Below are 20,579 nucleotides of genomic sequence, written 5' to 3'. Positions count from 1 at the left end.
TGTTATTAAGATAATATGTATGCAAAATTTCAGCAGTATTACGGGTAAAAGTAATATATTTTTTAAGTGGGTTTTATCAGGTCTTATTTTTCTGCTATTAGTAGTTTCCTGCAAAAAAAAAGAAGCTAACTCACTTATACAAAAGACAGTTGAACAACCAGCTGTATCATCATACCATCGAAGCAGTGTTTTCCCACAAACACATGCTAATTTAGGAGGGATAGTCAGTGAATTTGTTAGGGTAATGTATCAAGATAAAAAGCAACACATATGGTTTGGAACCAACGGAGATGGGTTAGCAAGATACAATGGAGAAACTCTTGAGCAATTTGCAGAAGAAACAGGAATTGGTACTGCTGTCAGAAGCATCATCGAAGCTAAAGATGGTACTATGTGGTTTGGCTCTTCGAGAGGTTTGACAAAATACGATGGAGAAAAATTTACTACTTATGATACAACAGCAGGGTTGATCGATTCTGAAGTTTGGACAATAGCAATAGATAATGATCAAACCATTTGGGTAGGTTCTGTAGGAGGTGTGAGTAAATTTGATGGAAAGACTTTTAAAACTTTTGAAGTTCCAAAAGCTCATATTCCTAATACAAAACCAATATTATCAGAAAAAAGAATTTGCGATATTCTCATTGATATAAAAGGAAATATTTGGTTTGCCACTGATGGTTATGGTATTAGTAAATTTAATGGAAAAACCTTTAAATTCTTTACTAAAAAAAATGGTCTGGCAGACAATCACGTGGCAGACATTTTTGAAGACCGTGAAGGAAATATTTGGATAGGCACTTTTTTTGGAGGAATTAGCAAATATGATGGAAAATCATTTATTAATTATACTAAAAATAGAGTGATTGAAGGTATGGAAACCTATAATTTTTCTGAAGATACAAATGGGAATATATGGTTCTCTGCTGAAAACCATGGAGTATACAAATTTGATGGAACAACTTTTACTCAATTCACCACTAAAGACGGATTAGCAACAAATACAATTCAAAGCATTTTTACAGATGCTAAAGGGCAACTTTGGTTTGGTACATGGGAAGGTATCAGCCTTTATGATGGGAAAACATTTATGAATGTTTCTGAGAAAGAATCCTGGACCAACTAAATAAGAAAAAGATAAGAGCGTAAATCAATAACAGTTCCTCCTATGCAACCAACAGATTGCAAAAACACCACTAAAAACACCTTTCATATACAAAATGAACCTGTTCAGAATCACAATTATTTCCTTTATTCTCAGCACTCATGTTTTTGCTCAAAAAGTGACCTATAATCATATTGTAGATAGTACTGATACAGAAACAAAAGAAGTCATTTCTTTAATTGAAAACTACCTGAATTCGACTTCTAAAGATCAAAAAGAAAACCCGTTTTGGAATACAGAAGAACAACTGAATCATAAAAATTTTGACTTTTTAGAAAGTGAATTTACCCCTTCGCTTTATATGGGATTTCCTGTACATGTTCTGAGCATAAAATTCAAAAATGATGTCTGTCAGATTAAAGTTCAATTTTCTTATTACAAAGAGGATGGAACTCCATATATTCTGGCAATAGTAAACTACATCGCTAAAAAAGAAAACGGAAGGTACAAACTTTACAATGCTCTCTCTCATAACAAGCAACAATGGAATTGTACAACTGTTGGGGTTGTCGATTTTTATTACCCCAAATACCACTCATTTAATTACCAAAAAGCCCAAAAATTAACAAATTTCATCACTGCTATTTGTAAGCATTTTGCTGTTCCCATAAAACCTTTCGAATATTTTCTCGCAGATGATTATGACGAAATCCAGGTATTAAAAGGGATCGATTATTACCTTGGCATGGGGGGAAAATCAATTCCCGGAGGAAAAGCTACTGATGACAAGGTATATTGTGGTGGTTTGGGAGAATACTATGTACACGAAGTTTTTCATCTTCAAATTGGCCAACATTTTCCTGATAAGCATTTCTGGACCTCTGAAGGTATTGCTACTTTTCTGGGAGGTAGTCGTGGAAAAGACTTGAGCTGGCATATAAAACGTACGAATCGCTATCTGCAACAACATCCGGAAATAGACCTGAAAGAAATGCTTAAGTTGACAAATCTGGACCATCAAACCTCTTACCATTACGTTCTGGGAGGGCTTATTGCAAAAAAGATATGGGAAAAAGGAGGATGGGATTCATTAAAAGATCTAATGTCTAGCGGAGTAACTGATGACAATTATTATAGGGCTATCGAAAAAAATCTTGAGGTTAAAAGAACCGATCTGAATGCATACATCCGAGCGCAGTTAGCATACGAATCGAAAAAATAAAAGCAACGCACCCCAGACGATAAACGTTTTTATTTTATTAGCATAGAAAACACAAAATTAATAATTCCCACTTCTTCTTTCGATACTATTAACGCAACCATTTCGCGTTTTACCCATCTTTAGAATAAATACTATAAACCATGATTAAATTACCTAAACTATTTATTGTTGTACTATGCTCACTAAGTATCCTTTCTCAATTTTCCTGTAATAACGATGATGATGATGCCAATACTAATTGTGAAAACATAGTCTGTACTGCTATATTTATACGAATTAACGTATCCATCACAGATGAACATCAAAATCCTGTAGCCCTGGATAGTTTTAAGGTTATCAATAGAATCGATGGAACAGACATGACTTTATCTCTTTCTCCTTCTGAGCTCTCAGCGGCAAAGGAACTTGGACAATATCCACTAGTAGAAGACGGAGTTCTCGGAGTACATCAACAACGACACCTTCAATTCAAAGGATTTATTAACAACCAAGAAGTTATTTATAGTAACTATACCGTAGGAATGGATTGCTGTCATGTGAGTTTGGTCTCAGGAAGTCTTCAACTTACACTTTAAACCACCTATAAAACAAAGCCCCATATTTTTTACTCTCTTCTTTTGAGAATCTATACTACTATCAACCACATTTTTTAGTACTTCTGGTCTATTTTTATATAAGAATTTTTCATCATATCAAAAATTATTACCATTTACTACTTGGGCTAACCCCGTCTTGCTTTTTACTGGTTTCTCCTCCTGAGATATCTAAATTAAAATATTCTTTAAATTCCTCATAAGGCAGTACACTTTTGTAATTAATATAGGTGTTAAAATGTAAGTGATTCGCTTTTTTGCCCTGATAAGAATTTCCTGTAGAACCTGTATCCCCTATGATTTGACCTTTTTTCACATCTAAATCTCTTGTAACTTTTAAAGCTAATTCTACATCAATCTCATTTTGATCAATTTTTAGTATTCCATTATCATAATGTATGGTATAGGTTTCTTTTTTATTTGGGTCTGTAAATTGTTTTGCCATAGCAAAATCATTATAATTTAACCATCCATGATCTCCAAGTTTTCCGTTACTGTTTTGATTGTAAAATCTAAATCTAGTTTTATCAAACTGCATTAAATGGATACAGTTAAAACGAATACGCTCTCCCTTATATTTACCTACCAACTTTATCTTAAAACCAGCCGATTTTTTTGTCATTCTGTGCATTTTTATTTTTCCGTCCACGCAAGCGTATGCCCATCTGTTACTGTAGCTTTGATTTCAGTTATTTCTGTACCGTTTTGTAGTACTAATAACTCTTTGTATTTAATAACTAACAACGGTTCTTTTTCAGAAATCTTAAAAACTACTTCTTTTCCTTCAAAATTGGCACATTCTGCTACGAGTTGTATTTTTGGAACTATTACGCCATCGTTTATTTGCAAGAGCAAATTTTGGTTACTCCTATAAATCAATTTCTTTTCCGAATTGATCCGAATAAAATACTTTTATTAAATCATTATCACCTTTTTTCAAAGACAATAGACTAGAGGTTTTGATACCTTTTTCAGCTTTTTCAATTTTACCTTTCTCTGAGTCATACAGTTTTGGATTTTAAAAAGAATTTTAAGGTTAAATCAAACCCTAAAAATCTACTACATAATTTCATGTTAAATACATTGTTTCTACCACTACAAATTTGATAATGAACTTAAAAATAACATATTTAAAGATCTATCATAGAAAATAGTAAAACTAGGGTGTTAAAAAAATGTCCTTTTGAAGTATAAAACACACTAAGACAACAATGTAACTTAATAGCAAAGTGATGCATTCAAGAGTTGTGTCACATTTAATTCTTTATTCTAATTGTCTTGATTATTGAAACTAGTCTACAGCGTTAAGACACCCTAGTTAATCCATTTTATATTTAAGAAAAATCGCTGACCTTCAATATAACCTTTATAACTAGGTTGTTTAGATATCTTAATAAGATAAATAAAAGATAAAAATAAATCCTTATCTATTTCCGATATTGACAGTTTTTTATCCAAATTATCATTAGGATAAAAAGAATCAACAATTTTAGTCAAAACATAATGGTTATTATTAAAGATAGCTTTTTTGGAATATGTACTTTCTTCGGAATTATCATAAAACAAACTCATAAAACCATCTTCACTAACATATAATGAGTTTTGATCGGAAAAATCAACTGTCATCGAATGTAAAATAGGAACTTTTAAACTTTCTACCTGATTAAAATGTTTGTTTGATTTAAGAATATTAAATATAGTATCACTTGAAGAAATATTTAATCGAATTAATAAATCTTTAGGTTGATAAATTTCTAGATCAAAAGGCTCTTTTTTTAACATAACTACATTATCAACAATCTTCACTTTTTCTCCATTTTGCTTAACGGAAACGGAAAAAGAATCGTTAATTTTTGTTATGTATTCTTTGTAGTCCGTAGTATCCCTATATTTTGAGTGTACCATAAACATTCGAGATGGGGATTCATGATCTCGATCTTTAATATTTAAAAACATCCCTGAAATATTATTTTTAAAAACACATTTGTCAAAAACAAGTGTATCATTTCTCGTTTCAAGAGCTGCACCTTGTTTCAAATTATTATTTGCAAAGACACAATTTTTGAAAACTATATTATTACTACTTTGAGAATCGATGATATTACCATCAGATTTAGTATTGTTTTCTATGACTTTACAATTATAGAAATAACAATCATTAGAATTTTTAAGATAAATACCCTCTCTAGAGCAGTTAGTCATTATTGTGTTTTCTACCTCTATACTTTTTGAACCGTATAATGCAATTCCTGTCTCTCCGCTTCCATTTAGAAGGCAATAACTTACTTTAGAATCCTTACTTTCATTAAAAGAAATTACGGGAGCACTACAAGTATATCCTTCTACATTATGGTAGGACTCTATATTTTTTAATAGAATATTATAACAGTTTTGAAATTCTATAACACTAGCATGATCTTGGTCTGTAGTAACTTTTACTTTGCCCAAACCTATTATTGATAAGCTATTAACATCATAAATAAAAAGTTGACTATTACTCTTTCTATTTTCATCAACAGGCTCTTCGATAGATCTAATTTGATTATCTACAATTCCTTCTTCAGTTGTTCTTCTCTTATAATCATTTACTGTAGATAAATTGTATTCTCCAGGTCTTAAATATATTGTAGTATAGTTATCAATACCATCTAGTAACTCCTCAACAGAAGAAACCACAACCACCTCACGTTCTTCGTTTTCATTTTCAAGATTAATGCCTAGTTCTTTTGGAAGATTCTTTTTGGGGTTGAAATCAGTTAATTCTATTATCTCTTTTGGCATAAAAACATAATTTTTGTCCTTATAATCGGTAAATACATCTTTATCCAAATACCATTTTTGCCCTTCTCTTTTAAATGAAACAGAACGTTCCCATTGGTGTTCAAAACTATGTTTCGTATTTAACTTGAAACCTTGCTCTAAAAATTCCGTAGAGATTGAATCACGATGAATAGCAATATCAAAGTTTTGCCCTTCTTTTATAAAACCTCCATTTTTGTTTTTGATAAAAACAAAACACTCTACATAACTTGACTCATCTCGATTTACTAATACAATTGCATCTTCTGCGATACCATTATTATTCAAATCACCATATTTTATTTGAAGAATATCATTTTGGTTAAAATATTGTTCATACCATTCATTAAGCTTGGTCTTTGCAGATGCAGGAGTTAAAACGGTAAGCAAGTTGCCATTGATTGAATCATAAAGTTTAGTTTCAATAACTTGACTTTTATCATCATTTAATACTTCTACCGTTCTTAATTTACCATTTTGGTAATAGGATTTTTTTTCTGACCTTTTAGTATCCTTTTCAACTGGTTCGGGACTAAGTGATTGTTGTTTATCAGATTTGCAACTTGTAAGAAACAAAAAAGGGAATAAAAGAAATAATAAAGTGGATGATTTCATTTAACTTTTTTAATAATCCTCATTAACAACTGTAATACCAGATATGTCCTTTACTTCTTCAAATTTACCTGTCTTACGATTAGCACGCCAAACCTTATACACATTGGTCATTATATCTGTTTCCTCATATTCTGCTAAAGCAAGTAATTCTGGTGCTCTATTACCATTGAGTAAAACATCTGAAAAAATATCGATATCCTTATCGGGATACTTCTTAAATATATCAGTAGCTTTTTCTACCTCTAAGATATCAACAATTTTACAAGAGGAACTTTCATCTTCATAAGATTGTTTTAACATTAAATATGTACTGTGATTTTTTTTTTCTCCTTTTTTACCTCTGATTCCAGTAATACTAAACGTCTTTCCATCCACAATATGCTCTTCATTGAAAGTACTTCCAATTAAAAAACCTCCAGTTATATAATGTCCCTCAACCCTTGCTAAATCATGTGCATCTTTACAATTTTGCCCTACTAGCTTTTCTTTTAAGGATTTAGTTTTTTGCAGTTCCTGTATCTGAGAGATCGTTGAATCAACCTTTACCGATTCGGATACATTCTTTAATGCTTGTTTTTTATCTTTTTTACAACTACTTGCAAGAAAAATAAATACGATATATAATATATAATACGTTCTCATAATTCAACTGTTACCATTTACTACTTGGGGTAACCCCATCTTGTTTTTTGCTTGTCTCAGTTCCTGAGATATCTAAATTAAAATATTCTTTAAATTCCTCATAAGGCAGTACACTTTTGTAATTAATATAGGTGTTAAAATGTAGGTGATTAGCTTTTTTACCCTGATAAGAATTTCCCGTAGAACCTGTATACCCAATAATTTGACCTTTTTTTACTTTTAAAGTTTTGATATTAAGATCGTATTCATTCTTAATATTTAATGCTAACTCTACGTCAATTTCATTTTGATCAATTTTTAAGATTCCATTGTCATAGTGTATGGTATAGGTTTCCTTTTTCTTTGGATCTGTAAATTGTTTTGTCGTAGCAAAATCATTATAATTTAACCATCCATGATCTCCAAGTTTTCCGTTACTATTTTGATTGTAAAATCTAAATCTAGTTTTCTCAAACTGCATTAAATGGATATAATTAAAACGAATATGCTCTCCCTTATACTTACCTACCAACTTTATTTTAAAACCAGCCGATTTTTTTGTCATTCTGTGCATTTTTATTTTTCCGTCCACGCAAGCGTATCCCCATCTGTTACTGTAGCTTTGATTTCAGTTATTTCTGTACCGTTTTGTAGTACTAATAACTCTTTGTATTTAATAACTAACAACGGTTCTTTTTCAAAAATCTTAAAAACTACTTCTTTTCCTTCAAAATTGGCACATTCTGCTACGAGTTGTATTTTTGGAACTATTACGCCATCGTTTATTTTTTTGTAGTATAGTACTTTGGCTTTGGGAGGTATCTTACTTTTACCAGTCTTTTTATCTTTTACCTTTGGCGCATCAGCTTGTACTTTTTCTGTTTCGGTTTCGGCAAAAAAATACCTAAGTATTTTCTATTACCAAGAAATCTTAATCGACTGAATATTTTTTGTATTAATATCTCCTGATGCATCCCAAAACACTTTTGAATGTGAAACTTTAATAATTATACTGTTATCTTTAATCCATTCAATATTTCCTTGATCAACTGGCATCCAATTCTTAAAACTACCAGAAAAAACTTTTACTATATTTTTATCATCAGTAATTTTAAATATTTCTAAATCACCACTATTTTCATAAGGATTTGCATTAAAAGTCACGATACTTCGATTTTTAGTTGATACAAAAGGATATCCAATAAACTTTATTTTTTCTTCACTATTTTCAGGGTTTACCAAAAAGAATTCTCCGCCTTCATAATAGGTAACAAGGACAATATGCCTTTTTAGGGATTTAGAGAAACTGTAATATGTATATTCTCTAAAACCATCATTGTCTACATTATTGTCTACAAAAGTGACGTATTTTTTTGTACCGTCTATTGGAATCTTCAATACACCATTCACTTTCTTTATAACTGTGCTATCAAGTAAATTAAATGTGTGTGTGTTGTCATCACTATTTTTAATCAGAACTTCTAACTCAAGATCAGAATTTTTAACGCATTTCTCTTCGTAACTAATTCCATTATAGCTATAGAAATTGGTGTCACACAGCATGGAATTATCAAGTTTAATATCTTTTATTTCTCCAAGAAATCCATCAAATACATATACTTTTCTATTTGTTGAACTTGTATCATCAGAGACATATTCGTAGATTGGAATAAATTTTCCTAAAATCCTTTTACCATTATCATTAATAGATTTTTTTTTTCCTTCTTTACTAAGAACATACACTTCCTTACCATAAGGTAAAACACCTAATTCCACTCCTTCTATAATAGGTTTATCTCTAATAATCAAACCATTTTTTGCAGTAACATATAATGTATCAATGAATTTTGTTTGGTCTATTTCTTTTTCAAGTTCCTTATTCGAAGAATCGGAATAATTTTCAGTTATAATGTTATCTGCTGTAACTCTATTTTTTTCTTTACAGCCATTAAATACTATTAATATGATTATAAAAAAGTTCTTCATTTTTTAATAGTTAAGTTGGGTTTATAATCTTGTACATGCAAATGATGATGATGGTTTTTATAATGTTTACAGTGTTTAAGTAGTTTATTATTGTATTTCCAAGAGAGCATATCTTTCCATCCAAATTTGTACAAAGCATCATTAAATTTATTTTGTCTTACTTCGTCCATTCCTTTCCAACCACATGGATCTCCTTTCTCACTTGATTTATTAAGGTATACATTTTTTCCACTTTTATCTTTTCTTAAATATCTAAAATCCCCATTATAATCATTTTTATGGCTTTTACTAATTCCAGGGGCTCCATCTTTAAGACTAAAACCATTATAAGTAAAATCATCATATCCACACTCAAGCATTGCTCCAAAAACACTTGCAAGGGTGATTTCATTTAAATATGGTCTTTCTGTGTTTAAAGTAACTTTAAATTTAATATTCCCATTGTGATAGTTTTTAACATTTCTAAAATCAACTAGATTGACATACTTATCTCCATATTTTTTACTCTTATAATAATATTTACTTTTAATCTTCTTATAAATATATCGCCCTAAAAAATGTTTAGTATCTGAGTTATCTATATAATAATATCGTCCTTTACCGGCTTCATTTCTATGGTATTTTGTGATTTGACCATTACTACATATTTCATATAAATGAGTTGCTGTTCTTAACTTAAACTCCCTACCATTTCTATTCAAAAAACGTTTATCTACAATAGGTAATTCTGCACCTTCACAACTTACTTTTATAAAAAGGTAGGTGGTTTTCAAATCCCCTGTATCGGGATCTAGTATTTTATCCCAATCTTTATATTTACCCTGATTTACCTTTTGCAATTCTACCTCTGTCACGGCATATCCATCCGTTACTGTAGCTTTGATCTCAGTTACTTCTGTACCGTTTTGTAGTACTGATAACTCTTTGTCTTTAGTAACTAACAACGGTTCTTTTTCATATATCTTAAACACTACTTCTTTTCCTTCAAGATTGGCACATTCTGCTACGAGTTGTATTTTTTGTCCTATCACACCATCGTTTATTTTTTTGTAGTATGGTACTTTGGCTTTGGGAGGTAACTTACTTTTATCAGTCTTTTTATCTTTTATCTCTGGCGCATCAGCTTATTGACAACTTTACTGTTACAACCTAAAAGGAGTAAAAAAGAGTATATATATAAGCTGACTAAGACATTTTTCATAATAATAGATTTAGTACCCATCTGAGCAACAAAAAGTAAAATCGTTTGTATTTACCTCTTTAATCTTGCCTTTTTTATAATCTACATCAAAAACTTTATATTTTTTATATAACTGGCAATTAGAATATTCATTTAATTTTGAAGTTTCATTAGTTTTTATTCCTATTCCAAATCTACCAGCGGGAGGGGTATTTCCATCATAAAGATACCAACATAACTCATATTTTGATTGGTATGAAACTATATCAACAACTGTTTTACTTATTTTTTCCCAATCCGAATCATATTTTTCTACATTATCTTCAGCAGACACTAAAATCGCATAGTATTTATTAGAATTTAAATAAATCATTATTTGAGTAGAATTCTTTTCATTATTTAATTCTATAAATTCATAGGGCTCTGATGTTATATATTTATAACCAACAAAAGCATCATATTTAAAAAATGTAGATCCTATTTGTAAAGTATCGACAGTTTTAGAATCTGCCTTAGATTTTATTATATTTAAAGAATCAGGAGTAACAATTGTAGTTTCTGAAATAGTCTTTTCTTGCTTACTATGCTTATTAGTATTTTTTAATTCGCTACACCCAACGAACAAATAAATAAATAAACAAATAAATAAATACTTCATTATCATTTTAATTTAGAAAGTTTGGGAATAGGATTAGGCTTGTACTTTTCATTTTTTCTGTCTTCTTGAATTTTTTTATCTGCTTCGGTTAAATCGTTTATTTCTTTCCAATAAACATAATATGCAGGATTAACCAGATATTTTTCAGCTTTTATCGAGCTGTAAATATTAAAATGTAAATGAGGGTCGTGAGTCCCAATTGCAATACCAGAAACTCCAGACTTACCGATAATATCTCCTGCTTTTACGAATTGTCCTTTTTTCACCAAAATATCTTCCAAATGAGCATATCTTAATAAAAAGGTTTTTGAGTTTTCATCAAAACCAGATTTTTTATCTAAATCCGTTGAAAATGCTTTTTTATATTCTCTCTTTCTGTTTCTAAGTTCTTGTGGATTTTTTACTTTCAGAGTTATATTATGTCCATAACCACTTTTGTCTTTACTTGCCCATTTTTGTATTTCAAAAACTTCTGCATCTAAACAGGCATATACATTTGACCCTTCCAATGAAAATATGTCTAACCCAGAGTGAAACCTTCCTCTTCCCAAACCAAAAGTATTACTTTTTGCCTTTTTAATACCATGCTGATTATATATAGCAATCTGTGGATCATCAACCGGTTCATGCCAGTTAGTACTAATCACCTGAAAAGCACTTCGCTTCAAAAATTCTTTGTTAATGGGTATTTCTACGTCTTCTACGTGAGTTTTAACCCAAAAGTGTGTTTTCTTTCTGTCCTCTGGTTTTCCATCAATTTTTAAAGTGGCTAGCCATTTTTTAAAATCATCATCACTTTTTTGTCTTAATTCTAAATCCACAACCGCATACCCATCTGTTACTACCGCCTTAATTTCGGTAACTTCTGCATCATTTTGCAATACAGGTAGAGCTGTTCCTTTTTCTACTAACAACGGTTCTTTTTCATATATCTTAAACACTACTTCTTCTCCTTCAAGATTGGCACATTCTGCTACGAGTTGTATTTTTTGTCCTATCACACCATCGTTTACTTTTTTGTAATATGGTACTTTGGCTTTGGGAGGTAACTTACTTTTACCAGTCTTTTTATCTTTTACCTCTGGCGCATCAGCTTGTACTTTTTCGATTTCGGTTTCGGCAAAAAAGGCGGTAATGATCTTTTCTTCGGGGATTAGGTTTAATTGCCCGTATTTGGGTTTTACCCCTTCAATATCTAGTGCTTCGCTATTGGCAATATGTATATATAACTCTAGGTTATATCCTATTTTGTTTTTAAAATCGTATAATCCTATAAAAGGGTTTTCTTCTACAGCTTCGTCTTGCTGGGCTTCTTTGTATCTGTTTTTGTTACCTACTTTAAACTGCTTGATGACTTCACGGCTTTCTATTTTTATCTTGTTGTTTTTCCACTCTACTTGATCGTCTGTGCCTATTCGTGGTACAGGGTTGGGGTGTATATCCTGATCAAACACTTGTGTTTCTAATGTTTTGCCTTGTAGTCCCAAAGTTTTGAGGTATAAATATACTTCTTGTTGGTATCCGGTATAGGTTATTTTTCTACCTGCTGCATTGAGCCAATGGGCTGCGATTATTTCAGGGTTGGCGGTAAGCAGTCTGGTAGCTACAGTATCTCCTTTTCCTTTTTTGGCACTAAGATATGCCTCCATTTTTATTTTATAACCATCTAGCCACTTAGAAAATTTCACTTTGAGTAGAGCTGTTTTTTTACCGTTTTTTTCTACAATCTCTTTTTTTGCATATAATATACCATGCTGTTTTATGGCATTCATTTTTGCTGTATCATTTCCGGATAAAAAATCAGCTTTAGATTCAGGGTTATTGGCTATAGTTATTAAATGTTTTGCCTGTTTACTATCGAACCCCTTAATATCTGGTATCCAAAAACACCATCGTACCTTTTTTAAATCTCTTTCTATATTATCCGTATCCTTTTCATCAAGTTTTGTGACTTCATAGGTATATTCTTGATCGTTATGGATTTCTTTTCCATATTTTATTTCTGCCCCTTTATGATCTAATAGCCGTATTTTTAAAACCTCATTCTTTCCTGTATATTCTAAATCAACCTTTTCTACAGCATTGGTCACAAACGTATTAAAATTAGGGGCTACACCGCGATCATTTTTTCTGTCCTGCATACGTTGATACCGTTCAGCAAACTTAGATTTCATCGCAGCTTTATTTTTCTGGACGGCTTCGCTCTCGTAATTACTTATTTTTTCTGCTTCTTGACTCATTTCTATAATACATTTATAAACAGGTATGTTTTCTATCTATCCAATGTCAACCATCCTAAAACACGATCATTATCAATATAATATTTTTTTTCTTCATACTTTAACACTAATTGCTCTCTACTTTCTCCAAAAGGTCCCGGGTTTTGTTGGATTATAGTAACACTATCTTTGGTTACTTCTGCAATGATTGCTACATGACCATATGGATTCCAGAAACTGCTACTAAAAACAATAATATCATTTGCTTTTGGTTTTATAATAGCTCCATTATGATATTGCCATAAATTCCGTTGTTTGTTTAAAGTACCGTTCTCTAATGCTTCATCAAAAAAATCTTTGGCATTACCATAGGTATCGGGCATTTTATGATCTAAGTGCTCATAATAATATCTTTTTACAAACTCTACACATTGGTACTTAATCCCCAAATTATATCCATCTGGTGATAGGTTTCTTCCATCAGTATGTGATACTCCTCCATTATAATACACCTTTACATTATGTAGGCTGTCGATCACTTGCCCCACCTGATATTTGGTATTAACGTTAATTTTTTTAATCATCTTAATACCCAAAAAGATCAAGACCAAAACACCAAATACTATCAATAATTTATACTTCATTCTATTGGAGTCATTTGGTATGGCTTACTTGGATGTATAGAGAACCAATCAATTTTTATTTCTACTTCATCGTATTGAAGAAAAGGATACCCCTTACCTCCAGTATCTGCGTAAAACCAACAAACGGTTTCTTTATCACTAAATCTGAATTCTAGTCCTTTATATAGACTAGCCTCATCATCTACTGAATAACAAAGATTTTTAATCGTAATTTTGTTGTTGTATTTACCTGAGAACAAAAGTTTTCCTTCGGGGTTGTTAATAGTGTCGTTTCTGTCAATCACTTCTAGTTTTCCTTTAAAACGAACAAGGGGATATTTATAGGAAAACCTGATTTTTAGATCTTTACTTTGCTGATTTTTTCTTGAGCAATTTTCATATTGTATTTTTTCATATACCGAAGGATCTCCTGATACTTCCATTTGAGAAGAAAAGGTAATACTCGTAAAAAAGACAGATACTCCCCAATATAATAGAACCAAAAAAATTAAACCTATAAATGATATTAATGTTATCTTTTTCATTGAGGTACGGGTTTTGAGTTTTTTGTAAATAAGTATAGTTTTCTGGGTAATCCTTTTGGTGTTTCTCCCGCTTTAACAGGTCCATATGCTCCCTTTGGATTCCATATTACCTCATCCCAACCTCCTGATTTATATGCTCTATACCAATCTTTTGGATTGATCGGATTATGAGCATCTTCATCTTCATAATGTTCGTATTGATCACGATATTTTTGATCATCTCCTTCGTTCCAAGTATTACTATAATTTGATCGTACAAGGTAAGTATAGACTTTAATATCTAAATGATTGGCGATGTCTTGTGCTAAACTTTCTTGTGGTTTTGCTTGTTCAAAGGGTGTTGGAACAGTTTCTATCCTAATAGCCTTGTTAATCATGCCAGAATTCTTACTATCAAAAAAACGTTGTGCTTCAGTTCTGGTTTCAAAAAACTTAGTTGTAGTTACTAAAGATCTAGGGTTTATAGGATAATATACTACATTGTATCCAGGACCGATAAAAGACTGTTGTGTACTATTGTTTCCTGATCGACAGGCAAACGAATATAATTTTGCTTCGGCAATAAAGGCTTCTTTTTGTAATAAAGAAACGTGAGTTTTATTAAACTCCTGATCCACATTGTTTATTTCAACGGGTACCAAAGGCCACCCCAACCCAAACGTAAAACGACTTGGCATACCGTGGGAGAAAATTTTAATCGTATCAATCTTTACAAGATCATTATTATCATTAGGAAGTTCCCGGTCATTTTTACTTGCATCAATAGTTTTGGTATTAATATAATCAATCATTTTCTGACGAGTGTCAATTTCTATAATTTCAGTCTTATCATTGAAACTTAAAATTGCTTTTTTAAATGCATCAATCTGCTCATTAGAGTAATCATCCGGATAATATAAAACAGTAAGGTATTTTTGATTAGAATAATTTACTCTTACTTCTCTTACTGTTTGCGCCATAAACATCAGTTTATTACCAAATGTTTCGGATTCTTTCTCTGTTCCTGTAATGATAATAATTTCTTTTGCTAAAACGGGTGTCAGTACTTGGACAATTACACTAACCGATCGATCGGGCTCTTCTAAAAAAGGCATGATATATATTTTTTCTCCTGCCAGATTCTTATCAAATGATATTTTTTTTGAAACATTTCCCTTATCATCTATATACCCTTGTTTTTCGAAGTATTGTATTTCTCCTCCTTCTTTTTTCCAAGCCCATTCTACTTTTTCTTTGTCTGCATTACTTAGATCTTTATTGAACTTTGCAACACTGAAAACATACTCTTTACCAATTATTACTTCTTTACTCATTATCCTCTTTATTTTCTTCGACAATAAAAGGACCATCAACTCCAACGACCAGTTTTACATCTTCCAATGGAGCCAGTGGCGGAATATTTGTTGGAGTATCCTTTTGAGCAGTATCCTCGATTGTAATCGGTACACCACCTGTAGCGCACATTATGGTAGAACTTTCTAGCAATGCTTTTTTTCCATCAACTGTGATTCCCATAGCAGTGTTTTGCCATTGAATGGGTGCAATTACTCCTGCACAAGGAGGAGGATTGTTACTGAATTTAGTACAGTTGCCCTGGAACATTAGATTTGGTTTTCCTTTATCTGCCTCAGTAGCCCATAGCTTGTCTTGTAACTTAATTTGATTCGAAGTCACCATTAACTTACCTTCTGGCTTAGTGCATAATGAGCACTTAATCTTTGCCCCGTCAATTACATATTTTTCTGCCATAGCTATTTCTTTTGTTCTAAATAAAATTCGCTAAAAAATTCTATCCCATTATAAAACTCTGTAGTAGTTATCGATGCTTTTTCTATCCATTGGCTCGTATTATTTATTTGATATACTCCTGAATAGGTTAACTCATTGGTCGTATTTATATTTCCTTTTAGTGTAATAATTATACTGGTATCATTAATTTCTGTAAGCGTACTATCTTCTTGAATAGAAAAAAGTTTTTTAATTCCTAGATATTTAATATTTCGATTAACGGGAGATAGGTTATCATACTTTCCATAAATCCCATAAAACAACAATCCGAAATTCTCATAACTAGAAATATCTACTATCATTTTTTCTTCTGTTTCTAATCTATTATCCACAGAACGAATAAATCGCCTTATACTACTTCCTTTATAATTTTCTTCGACTTCTTCTTTTAGTATTTCCCAATTTTCCTTGATTCTTAAATAATTTTCTATCCCAATAATTGTTCCGTCAAATTTTACTTTTAATGTACTATTGTTATAAATAGAAAAGAACTTGTTTAATAGGATACTTGTAGAAGAAGTTTTTGAGCCTGCCTCTATAGTAAGAGTAGCTGTTTTTATTTTTACTGTTCTAGAGAATCCATTATCATCATTTGATTCACAAAAAACGGTACATTCTCTTTTGATTTTTTTAGTAGTACCCGAATTACTTTCTTTATCAATGGTAGCAGAAAAAACAAAATTGTACTCGCCTTCTTCTGGAAAAGAGCCTTGCCATTCTTTTATTGTAAAATCAAATAATCGCCTAGACATACCTTTTATCCTTTACTGATTTTCACATCACTTCCTCCATTGAAAGAAGCTGATCCTCCCCCTGATATCGTAAGATCTCCATCACTTTGTATCTCTGTTTCTGCTGATAATTGTGTTAAAACGCCTCCTACCTGAGTATGTTTTTCTCCTTCTATTATTTCATTTGTGTTTTTTGAAGAAACATCTAAGTTTTCTGTTGTGTGAATTTCTGTGTTTTTTCCAATATTGAATGTAGCATTCTCTTGAACATTTAATTCAAAATTTTTAGCATTCAACGTCATTTTCTCCATTGCAGAAACCTCGATATTATTATTCGCTGTATCAATAGTGATCATATTACTGTTTTTGTCTGTTATAGTAATCATCTCCCGGTTTTTAGTATCATTGAGTTCGATGGTATGACCGCTACGGGTTCTGATGGCTTTGATATTATTAGCATCACTCTGATAACTGTTAGGTTGGGCCTGACCATGATAGATACTTCCTGTTACATAAGGGCGTTCTGCACAGTTGTTTTCAAACTGGCATACGACAGTTTCTCCAATTTCTGGAATAAAGTGAAATCCTTTATCAGCTCCTGCATAAGGAGTAACTACCGGAATCCATGGAGTGCTACTCCCTTGCTGTTGAAAGGGGAACCGTACCTTTACTCTACTTAACCCCTGTGGATCAACATTGTCAATTACTTCTCCCATTTCGATCGTACTTGCTGGCATATCAAATATATTCATCAGTGGATATACATCAATATCCGCAGCAATAGCTTCAAAACTATTTCTATATTTACCTCCTTCTATATTGTTATGGGTAAGACTAATAACTCTAAAGCGTCCATATCCTTCCACATTGATAATCCTACCTAATTGTACTCCCGGGTTATCACTTACTCCACTAGCAATTACCTGTCTGGCTGTAATAGCATGACTATGGTTTTCTACCTGATTGTCAAATCGTTGTTGTAATCGATCATCAGTATATAGATGATGGTATCGTTTTGTTACTTTGGGATAAAGCGCAGTAGCCTTATTAGTGGTCAGGGAGTGATACCCAGAAGGGAGATTCGTAGATTCGCTGCTATTTTTTTGATAATATTCACCTGTTAGATAATCATAAGTCTGATAACTAAATGAATTGGGTAAGGGTTCTAAGCTGATCCCGAAATGTGCTAAGTCCTGTCCGTAAATCAAATGGGTTTCTTCATTAGAAGGCTCTCCAAAAACCAGCTTTACCCCATCATAATAGAACCAGTTATTAGTAGTTGCTGCTAATCGTGCAGTATAAGCAAAGTTACTTTCATTTTTTTGCACACTATAATGAACAGTATCCGATTGTCTGGGAGCAAACGCCGTTTCGAGTTTACCGACATCATAACCGCTAAAGGTAGTGTCAAGAATCGCTGTCAATCCCAGCTCTAAATACGATGTCGTATGTTGTCCATCTTCTGCCAGAATCGAGGTACTCATGGCGGTAAGGGATATATGATTGCCAGATTGGTGGTGTTGTTTTAGGGTTTCTACTCTTGTGATTACCCCTTTAAAAAGAAATTCTCTATACCGGCGATAATTTTCTGATGCTGCAATACGAACTGTAATCACTTCTCCTAGAAAATCCTTACTCCCTCCAATAAGTTCTTCTGAGAGTTGTTCTAATACATCTGTTCTACATGAGAGAGTGAGCTGATGATGCGCCCCTAGTGATTGATGAATTGTTAATTCCTTATAGGAAGTAATAATGCTACCCCCTATAGAGATATCAGTTGTGGTAAGTGTAGCCATATTTTTTTAGTTATATCAATAATTACTCGATCACTGAATGCTATATACTCCAGGGATACTATTCGCCGGAATTACAAATCATTTTTTATATAATGTATCTTCCGAAGTGGTTTAGACGCTATGCTAAAAAAATGAGTATTCTCCTCCTTATTTTCAAAAAGGTACTACAAAGTTATCAGTTATTTACAGCTTGTCAATCGGGATTTTTCCCCTTTTTTCTATCTTTTCCCTCGATAATCAAGGTTACATGCTTCGGGGCTTATCTCAAGGTTACATTCACCACCTATTAACCACTCATACAAGGTCTTATATAAAAACAGCAGGTTACTTTCCTTTAGTAATTGTCATAATCTGTTAAATGAAATAGAGGTATTAGCTAAACTTATTTCTAAAATACAATTGTTATGATGATAACAATGAAAAATTTTATATTTTAGAATCTTACCAATCTAACATCGGTTCTTACTGATATTAATACTAAAACGACCTAAATGCAAATTAAGAATATAACTGTTTGTGGAGCGGGTGTTCTGGGAGGACAAATTGCTTTTCAAATTGCTTTTTATAAATTTAATGTTACACTGTATGACATTAATGAAAAAATAATAAAAAGAGCAACTACCAGGTTCAAGGTATTGGGAAAATCATATAAGACGGATCTAAATGCTACTCAGCAAGAAATAGAACAATCTATTACCCGAATAAAAGGCACAACCAATCTTAAAGAAGCAACTAAAAATGCAGACCTCATTATAGAAGCAATCCCTGAAGATATTGGTCTTAAGAAAGAATTTTATACTCAATTAGGAGAGGTAGCTCCAGCAAAAAGTATTTTTTGTACAAATTCATCAACCTTACTTCCCAGTGCTCTTGCAGAATCTACAGGACGTCCTGAACGCTTTCTCGCCCTTCACTTCGCTAATATGATCTGGAAACGCAATACTGCAGAAATCATGGGACATGAAACTACGGATCAAAATATTTTTGATACAGTTATTTCATTTGCCAAAGCAATAGGCATGATTACCCTTCCTATCTACAAAGAGCAATCGGGATATATTCTTAATTCTTTATTGGTTCCTTTTCTTAAAAGCGCCTTAGCACTATATGTCGATGAGATAGCTGATCCTGCAACCATTGATAAGACATGGATGAAAGCTACTGATACTTCAATGGGTCCCTTCGGTATCTGTGATGTAATCGGTATTAATACTATATATAACATCAATAAGATCGCTGCACGAACAGGAGATAAACATGCTCAAAAAGTAGCAAAAGTGCTTAAAGAGAACTTTATAGATCAGGAAAAATTAGGAACTCACAACGGAAAAGGATTTTATACCTACCCTGACCCTGCTTATGAACAAGCTGACTTTATGGAATAAAAGCATACCGTTCAACACCTGTAATGGGTAAGCTTCCATAAACTATGATATCCATATAAACCATCGTATACCAAACGATATAAAACCTTATGATTTGAATCCCCTTTTGAAATACAGAAAAAAACGAAATCTTACACAAGAGGAATTGGCTGAAAAAGCAAATGTATCTGTCAGAACTATCCAACGGATCGAGAAAGGAACTGTTCCCAAAGGACATACCTTGCGAATATTAGCTCAGACATTAGAAATTTCAGAAAGTAATTTACTAGAACATGAAGCTGAAGTCATAAATTACGAAACAGTTAAAAGAATTAATCTTTCCTCCTTACTTGGAGTAATATTTCCTCCCATAAATATACTTCTTCCCTGGATTCTTATAAAATACCTAAAACAAGAGAATAAAGTAACTAAACAGATTATTTCCATTCAGATTCTTTATACCATCATTGCTATTGTCTGTATCGGGCTAAGCCCTTTTATAAGTAAATGGTTTGGTCTCACCCGACAGTTGATACTGATATCTATGCTTATTTCGGTACTTACCAACATATTTATTATCATTAGAAATACCATCTCATTAGACAGAAATAAAAAATTATACATCAGTTTAAATTTCAGTCTTATATAAGCCATGTTGCAATTATTGTTGGTACATTGTACCGTTTGCTTATCAAGGTGCTCCTTTAGTATATAGAAAAGTTGAAAAAAACTGT

20 protein-coding genes are annotated in these 20,579 nt (G+C 32.0%); 5 read left to right on the top strand and 15 right to left on the bottom strand.

Annotation, left to right across the window (positions count from 1 at the left end):
- The first annotated feature begins 19 nt into the window (after window positions 1-19).
- From ACFSTE_RS04685 to ACFSTE_RS04675, 3 genes are all read left to right on the top strand, one after another.
- On the top strand, window positions 20-1,126 hold the full coding sequence (locus ACFSTE_RS04685; RefSeq protein WP_378255772.1) for a ligand-binding sensor domain-containing protein: 1,107 nt from the start codon (window positions 20-22) through the stop codon (window positions 1,124-1,126).
- Window positions 1,127-1,220: 94 nt separating this feature from the next.
- Window positions 1,221-2,327, top strand: coding sequence for a hypothetical protein (locus ACFSTE_RS04680; protein WP_378255774.1), 1,107 nt, complete (start codon window positions 1,221-1,223; stop codon window positions 2,325-2,327).
- A 140-nt stretch (window positions 2,328-2,467) separates the two neighbouring features.
- A complete protein-coding gene (locus ACFSTE_RS04675) occupies window positions 2,468-2,902 on the top strand; it encodes a hypothetical protein (protein ID WP_378255776.1) in 435 nt (144 codons plus the stop codon).
- 127 nt (window positions 2,903-3,029) lie between these two features.
- Here the strand turns inward: ACFSTE_RS04675 and ACFSTE_RS04670 are convergent, their stop codons facing one another.
- From ACFSTE_RS04670 to ACFSTE_RS04600, 15 genes are all read right to left on the bottom strand, one after another.
- Window positions 3,030-3,542: a hypothetical protein gene (locus ACFSTE_RS04670; RefSeq protein WP_378255778.1), complete on the bottom strand. Its 513-nt coding sequence runs from the start codon at window positions 3,540-3,542 to the stop codon at window positions 3,030-3,032.
- 11 nt (window positions 3,543-3,553) lie between these two features.
- The gene (locus ACFSTE_RS04665; protein ID WP_378255780.1) at window positions 3,554-3,769 is read right to left on the bottom strand and encodes a hypothetical protein; all 216 of its coding nucleotides are present in this window, start codon (window positions 3,767-3,769) and stop codon (window positions 3,554-3,556) included.
- A 465-nt stretch (window positions 3,770-4,234) separates the two neighbouring features.
- On the bottom strand, window positions 4,235-6,334 hold the full coding sequence (locus ACFSTE_RS04660; protein ID WP_378255782.1) for a right-handed parallel beta-helix repeat-containing protein: 2,100 nt from the start codon (window positions 6,332-6,334) through the stop codon (window positions 4,235-4,237).
- A 9-nt stretch (window positions 6,335-6,343) separates the two neighbouring features.
- Window positions 6,344-6,976 (bottom strand): hypothetical protein, encoded by a 633-nt coding sequence (locus ACFSTE_RS04655; RefSeq protein WP_378255784.1) that lies wholly within the window; start codon window positions 6,974-6,976, stop codon window positions 6,344-6,346.
- A gap of 10 nt (window positions 6,977-6,986) precedes the next feature.
- Entirely contained in the window at window positions 6,987-7,520 is a 534-nt protein-coding gene (locus ACFSTE_RS04650) for a hypothetical protein (RefSeq protein ID WP_378255786.1), read from the bottom strand.
- Window positions 7,521-7,873: 353 nt separating this feature from the next.
- Window positions 7,874-8,941 carry a hypothetical protein gene (locus tag ACFSTE_RS04645; protein ID WP_378255788.1) on the bottom strand — a complete coding sequence of 356 codons (1,068 nt, stop codon included), beginning with the start codon at window positions 8,939-8,941 and terminating at the stop codon, window positions 7,874-7,876.
- Window positions 8,938-9,972: a hypothetical protein gene (locus tag ACFSTE_RS04640; protein ID WP_378255790.1), complete on the bottom strand. Its 1,035-nt coding sequence runs from the start codon at window positions 9,970-9,972 to the stop codon at window positions 8,938-8,940. The genes ACFSTE_RS04645 and ACFSTE_RS04640 overlap by 4 nt, the downstream gene beginning before the upstream one ends.
- A gap of 180 nt (window positions 9,973-10,152) precedes the next feature.
- The gene (locus ACFSTE_RS04635; protein ID WP_378255792.1) at window positions 10,153-10,779 is read right to left on the bottom strand and encodes a hypothetical protein; all 627 of its coding nucleotides are present in this window, start codon (window positions 10,777-10,779) and stop codon (window positions 10,153-10,155) included.
- A 2-nt stretch (window positions 10,780-10,781) separates the two neighbouring features.
- A complete protein-coding gene (locus tag ACFSTE_RS04630; protein WP_378255794.1) occupies window positions 10,782-13,019 on the bottom strand; it encodes a M23 family metallopeptidase in 2,238 nt (745 codons plus the stop codon).
- A gap of 32 nt (window positions 13,020-13,051) precedes the next feature.
- The gene (locus ACFSTE_RS04625) at window positions 13,052-13,642 is read right to left on the bottom strand and encodes a CHAP domain-containing protein (protein WP_176029613.1); all 591 of its coding nucleotides are present in this window, start codon (window positions 13,640-13,642) and stop codon (window positions 13,052-13,054) included.
- On the bottom strand, window positions 13,639-14,166 hold the full coding sequence (locus tag ACFSTE_RS04620; RefSeq protein ID WP_378255796.1) for a hypothetical protein: 528 nt from the start codon (window positions 14,164-14,166) through the stop codon (window positions 13,639-13,641). Before ACFSTE_RS04620 ends, ACFSTE_RS04625 begins: the two co-directional genes overlap by 4 nt.
- Window positions 14,163-15,479: a hypothetical protein gene (locus ACFSTE_RS04615; protein WP_378255798.1), complete on the bottom strand. Its 1,317-nt coding sequence runs from the start codon at window positions 15,477-15,479 to the stop codon at window positions 14,163-14,165. Before ACFSTE_RS04615 ends, ACFSTE_RS04620 begins: the two co-directional genes overlap by 4 nt.
- Window positions 15,472-15,915, bottom strand: a complete 444-nt coding sequence (locus ACFSTE_RS04610) for a DUF4280 domain-containing protein (RefSeq protein WP_176029610.1) — start codon at window positions 15,913-15,915, stop codon at window positions 15,472-15,474. The genes ACFSTE_RS04615 and ACFSTE_RS04610 overlap by 8 nt, the downstream gene beginning before the upstream one ends.
- A gap of 2 nt (window positions 15,916-15,917) precedes the next feature.
- Window positions 15,918-16,706, bottom strand: a complete 789-nt coding sequence (locus ACFSTE_RS04605) for a hypothetical protein (protein ID WP_378255800.1) — start codon at window positions 16,704-16,706, stop codon at window positions 15,918-15,920.
- A gap of 5 nt (window positions 16,707-16,711) precedes the next feature.
- Complete coding sequence (locus ACFSTE_RS04600) at window positions 16,712-18,481, bottom strand: type VI secretion system Vgr family protein (RefSeq protein ID WP_378255802.1); 1,770 nt, start codon at window positions 18,479-18,481, stop codon at window positions 16,712-16,714.
- Window positions 18,482-18,972: 491 nt separating this feature from the next.
- Between ACFSTE_RS04600 and ACFSTE_RS04595 the strand changes: the two genes are divergently transcribed.
- Window positions 18,973-19,866, top strand: a complete 894-nt coding sequence (locus ACFSTE_RS04595) for a 3-hydroxyacyl-CoA dehydrogenase (RefSeq protein WP_378255804.1) — start codon at window positions 18,973-18,975, stop codon at window positions 19,864-19,866.
- A gap of 94 nt (window positions 19,867-19,960) precedes the next feature.
- Complete coding sequence (locus ACFSTE_RS04590) at window positions 19,961-20,494, top strand: helix-turn-helix domain-containing protein (protein ID WP_378255806.1); 534 nt, start codon at window positions 19,961-19,963, stop codon at window positions 20,492-20,494.
- The last annotated feature ends 85 nt before the right edge of the window (window positions 20,495-20,579 follow it).

The organism is Aquimarina hainanensis (genome assembly GCF_042684685.1).
Lineage (GTDB): Bacteria > Bacteroidota > Bacteroidia > Flavobacteriales > Flavobacteriaceae > Aquimarina > Aquimarina hainanensis.
This window is presented reverse-complemented; position numbering and strand designations above follow the sequence as displayed.

Coding starts and splice junctions, on each gene's coding strand:
- ACFSTE_RS04625 (WP_176029613.1), bottom strand. CDS start 13,642: ATGAAGTATAAATTATTGATAGTATTTGGTGTTTTGGTCTTGATCTTT.
- ACFSTE_RS04620 (WP_378255796.1), bottom strand. CDS start 14,166: ATGAAAAAGATAACATTAATATCATTTATAGGTTTAATTTTTTTGGTT.
- ACFSTE_RS04670 (WP_378255778.1), bottom strand. CDS start 3,542: ATGACAAAAAAATCGGCTGGTTTTAAGATAAAGTTGGTAGGTAAATAT.
- ACFSTE_RS04680 (WP_378255774.1), top strand. CDS start 1,221: ATGAACCTGTTCAGAATCACAATTATTTCCTTTATTCTCAGCACTCAT.
- ACFSTE_RS04605 (WP_378255800.1), bottom strand. CDS start 16,706: ATGTCTAGGCGATTATTTGATTTTACAATAAAAGAATGGCAAGGCTCT.
- ACFSTE_RS04595 (WP_378255804.1), top strand. CDS start 18,973: ATGCAAATTAAGAATATAACTGTTTGTGGAGCGGGTGTTCTGGGAGGA.
- ACFSTE_RS04630 (WP_378255794.1), bottom strand. CDS start 13,019: ATGAGTCAAGAAGCAGAAAAAATAAGTAATTACGAGAGCGAAGCCGTC.
- ACFSTE_RS04675 (WP_378255776.1), top strand. CDS start 2,468: ATGATTAAATTACCTAAACTATTTATTGTTGTACTATGCTCACTAAGT.
- ACFSTE_RS04650 (WP_378255786.1), bottom strand. CDS start 7,520: ATGACAAAAAAATCGGCTGGTTTTAAAATAAAGTTGGTAGGTAAGTAT.
- ACFSTE_RS04645 (WP_378255788.1), bottom strand. CDS start 8,941: ATGAAGAACTTTTTTATAATCATATTAATAGTATTTAATGGCTGTAAA.
- ACFSTE_RS04600 (WP_378255802.1), bottom strand. CDS start 18,481: ATGGCTACACTTACCACAACTGATATCTCTATAGGGGGTAGCATTATT.
- ACFSTE_RS04610 (WP_176029610.1), bottom strand. CDS start 15,915: ATGGCAGAAAAATATGTAATTGACGGGGCAAAGATTAAGTGCTCATTA.
- ACFSTE_RS04685 (WP_378255772.1), top strand. CDS start 20: ATGCAAAATTTCAGCAGTATTACGGGTAAAAGTAATATATTTTTTAAG.
- ACFSTE_RS04655 (WP_378255784.1), bottom strand. CDS start 6,976: ATGAGAACGTATTATATATTATATATCGTATTTATTTTTCTTGCAAGT.
- ACFSTE_RS04615 (WP_378255798.1), bottom strand. CDS start 15,479: ATGAGTAAAGAAGTAATAATTGGTAAAGAGTATGTTTTCAGTGTTGCA.
- ACFSTE_RS04660 (WP_378255782.1), bottom strand. CDS start 6,334: ATGAAATCATCCACTTTATTATTTCTTTTATTCCCTTTTTTGTTTCTT.
- ACFSTE_RS04635 (WP_378255792.1), bottom strand. CDS start 10,779: ATGAAGTATTTATTTATTTGTTTATTTATTTATTTGTTCGTTGGGTGT.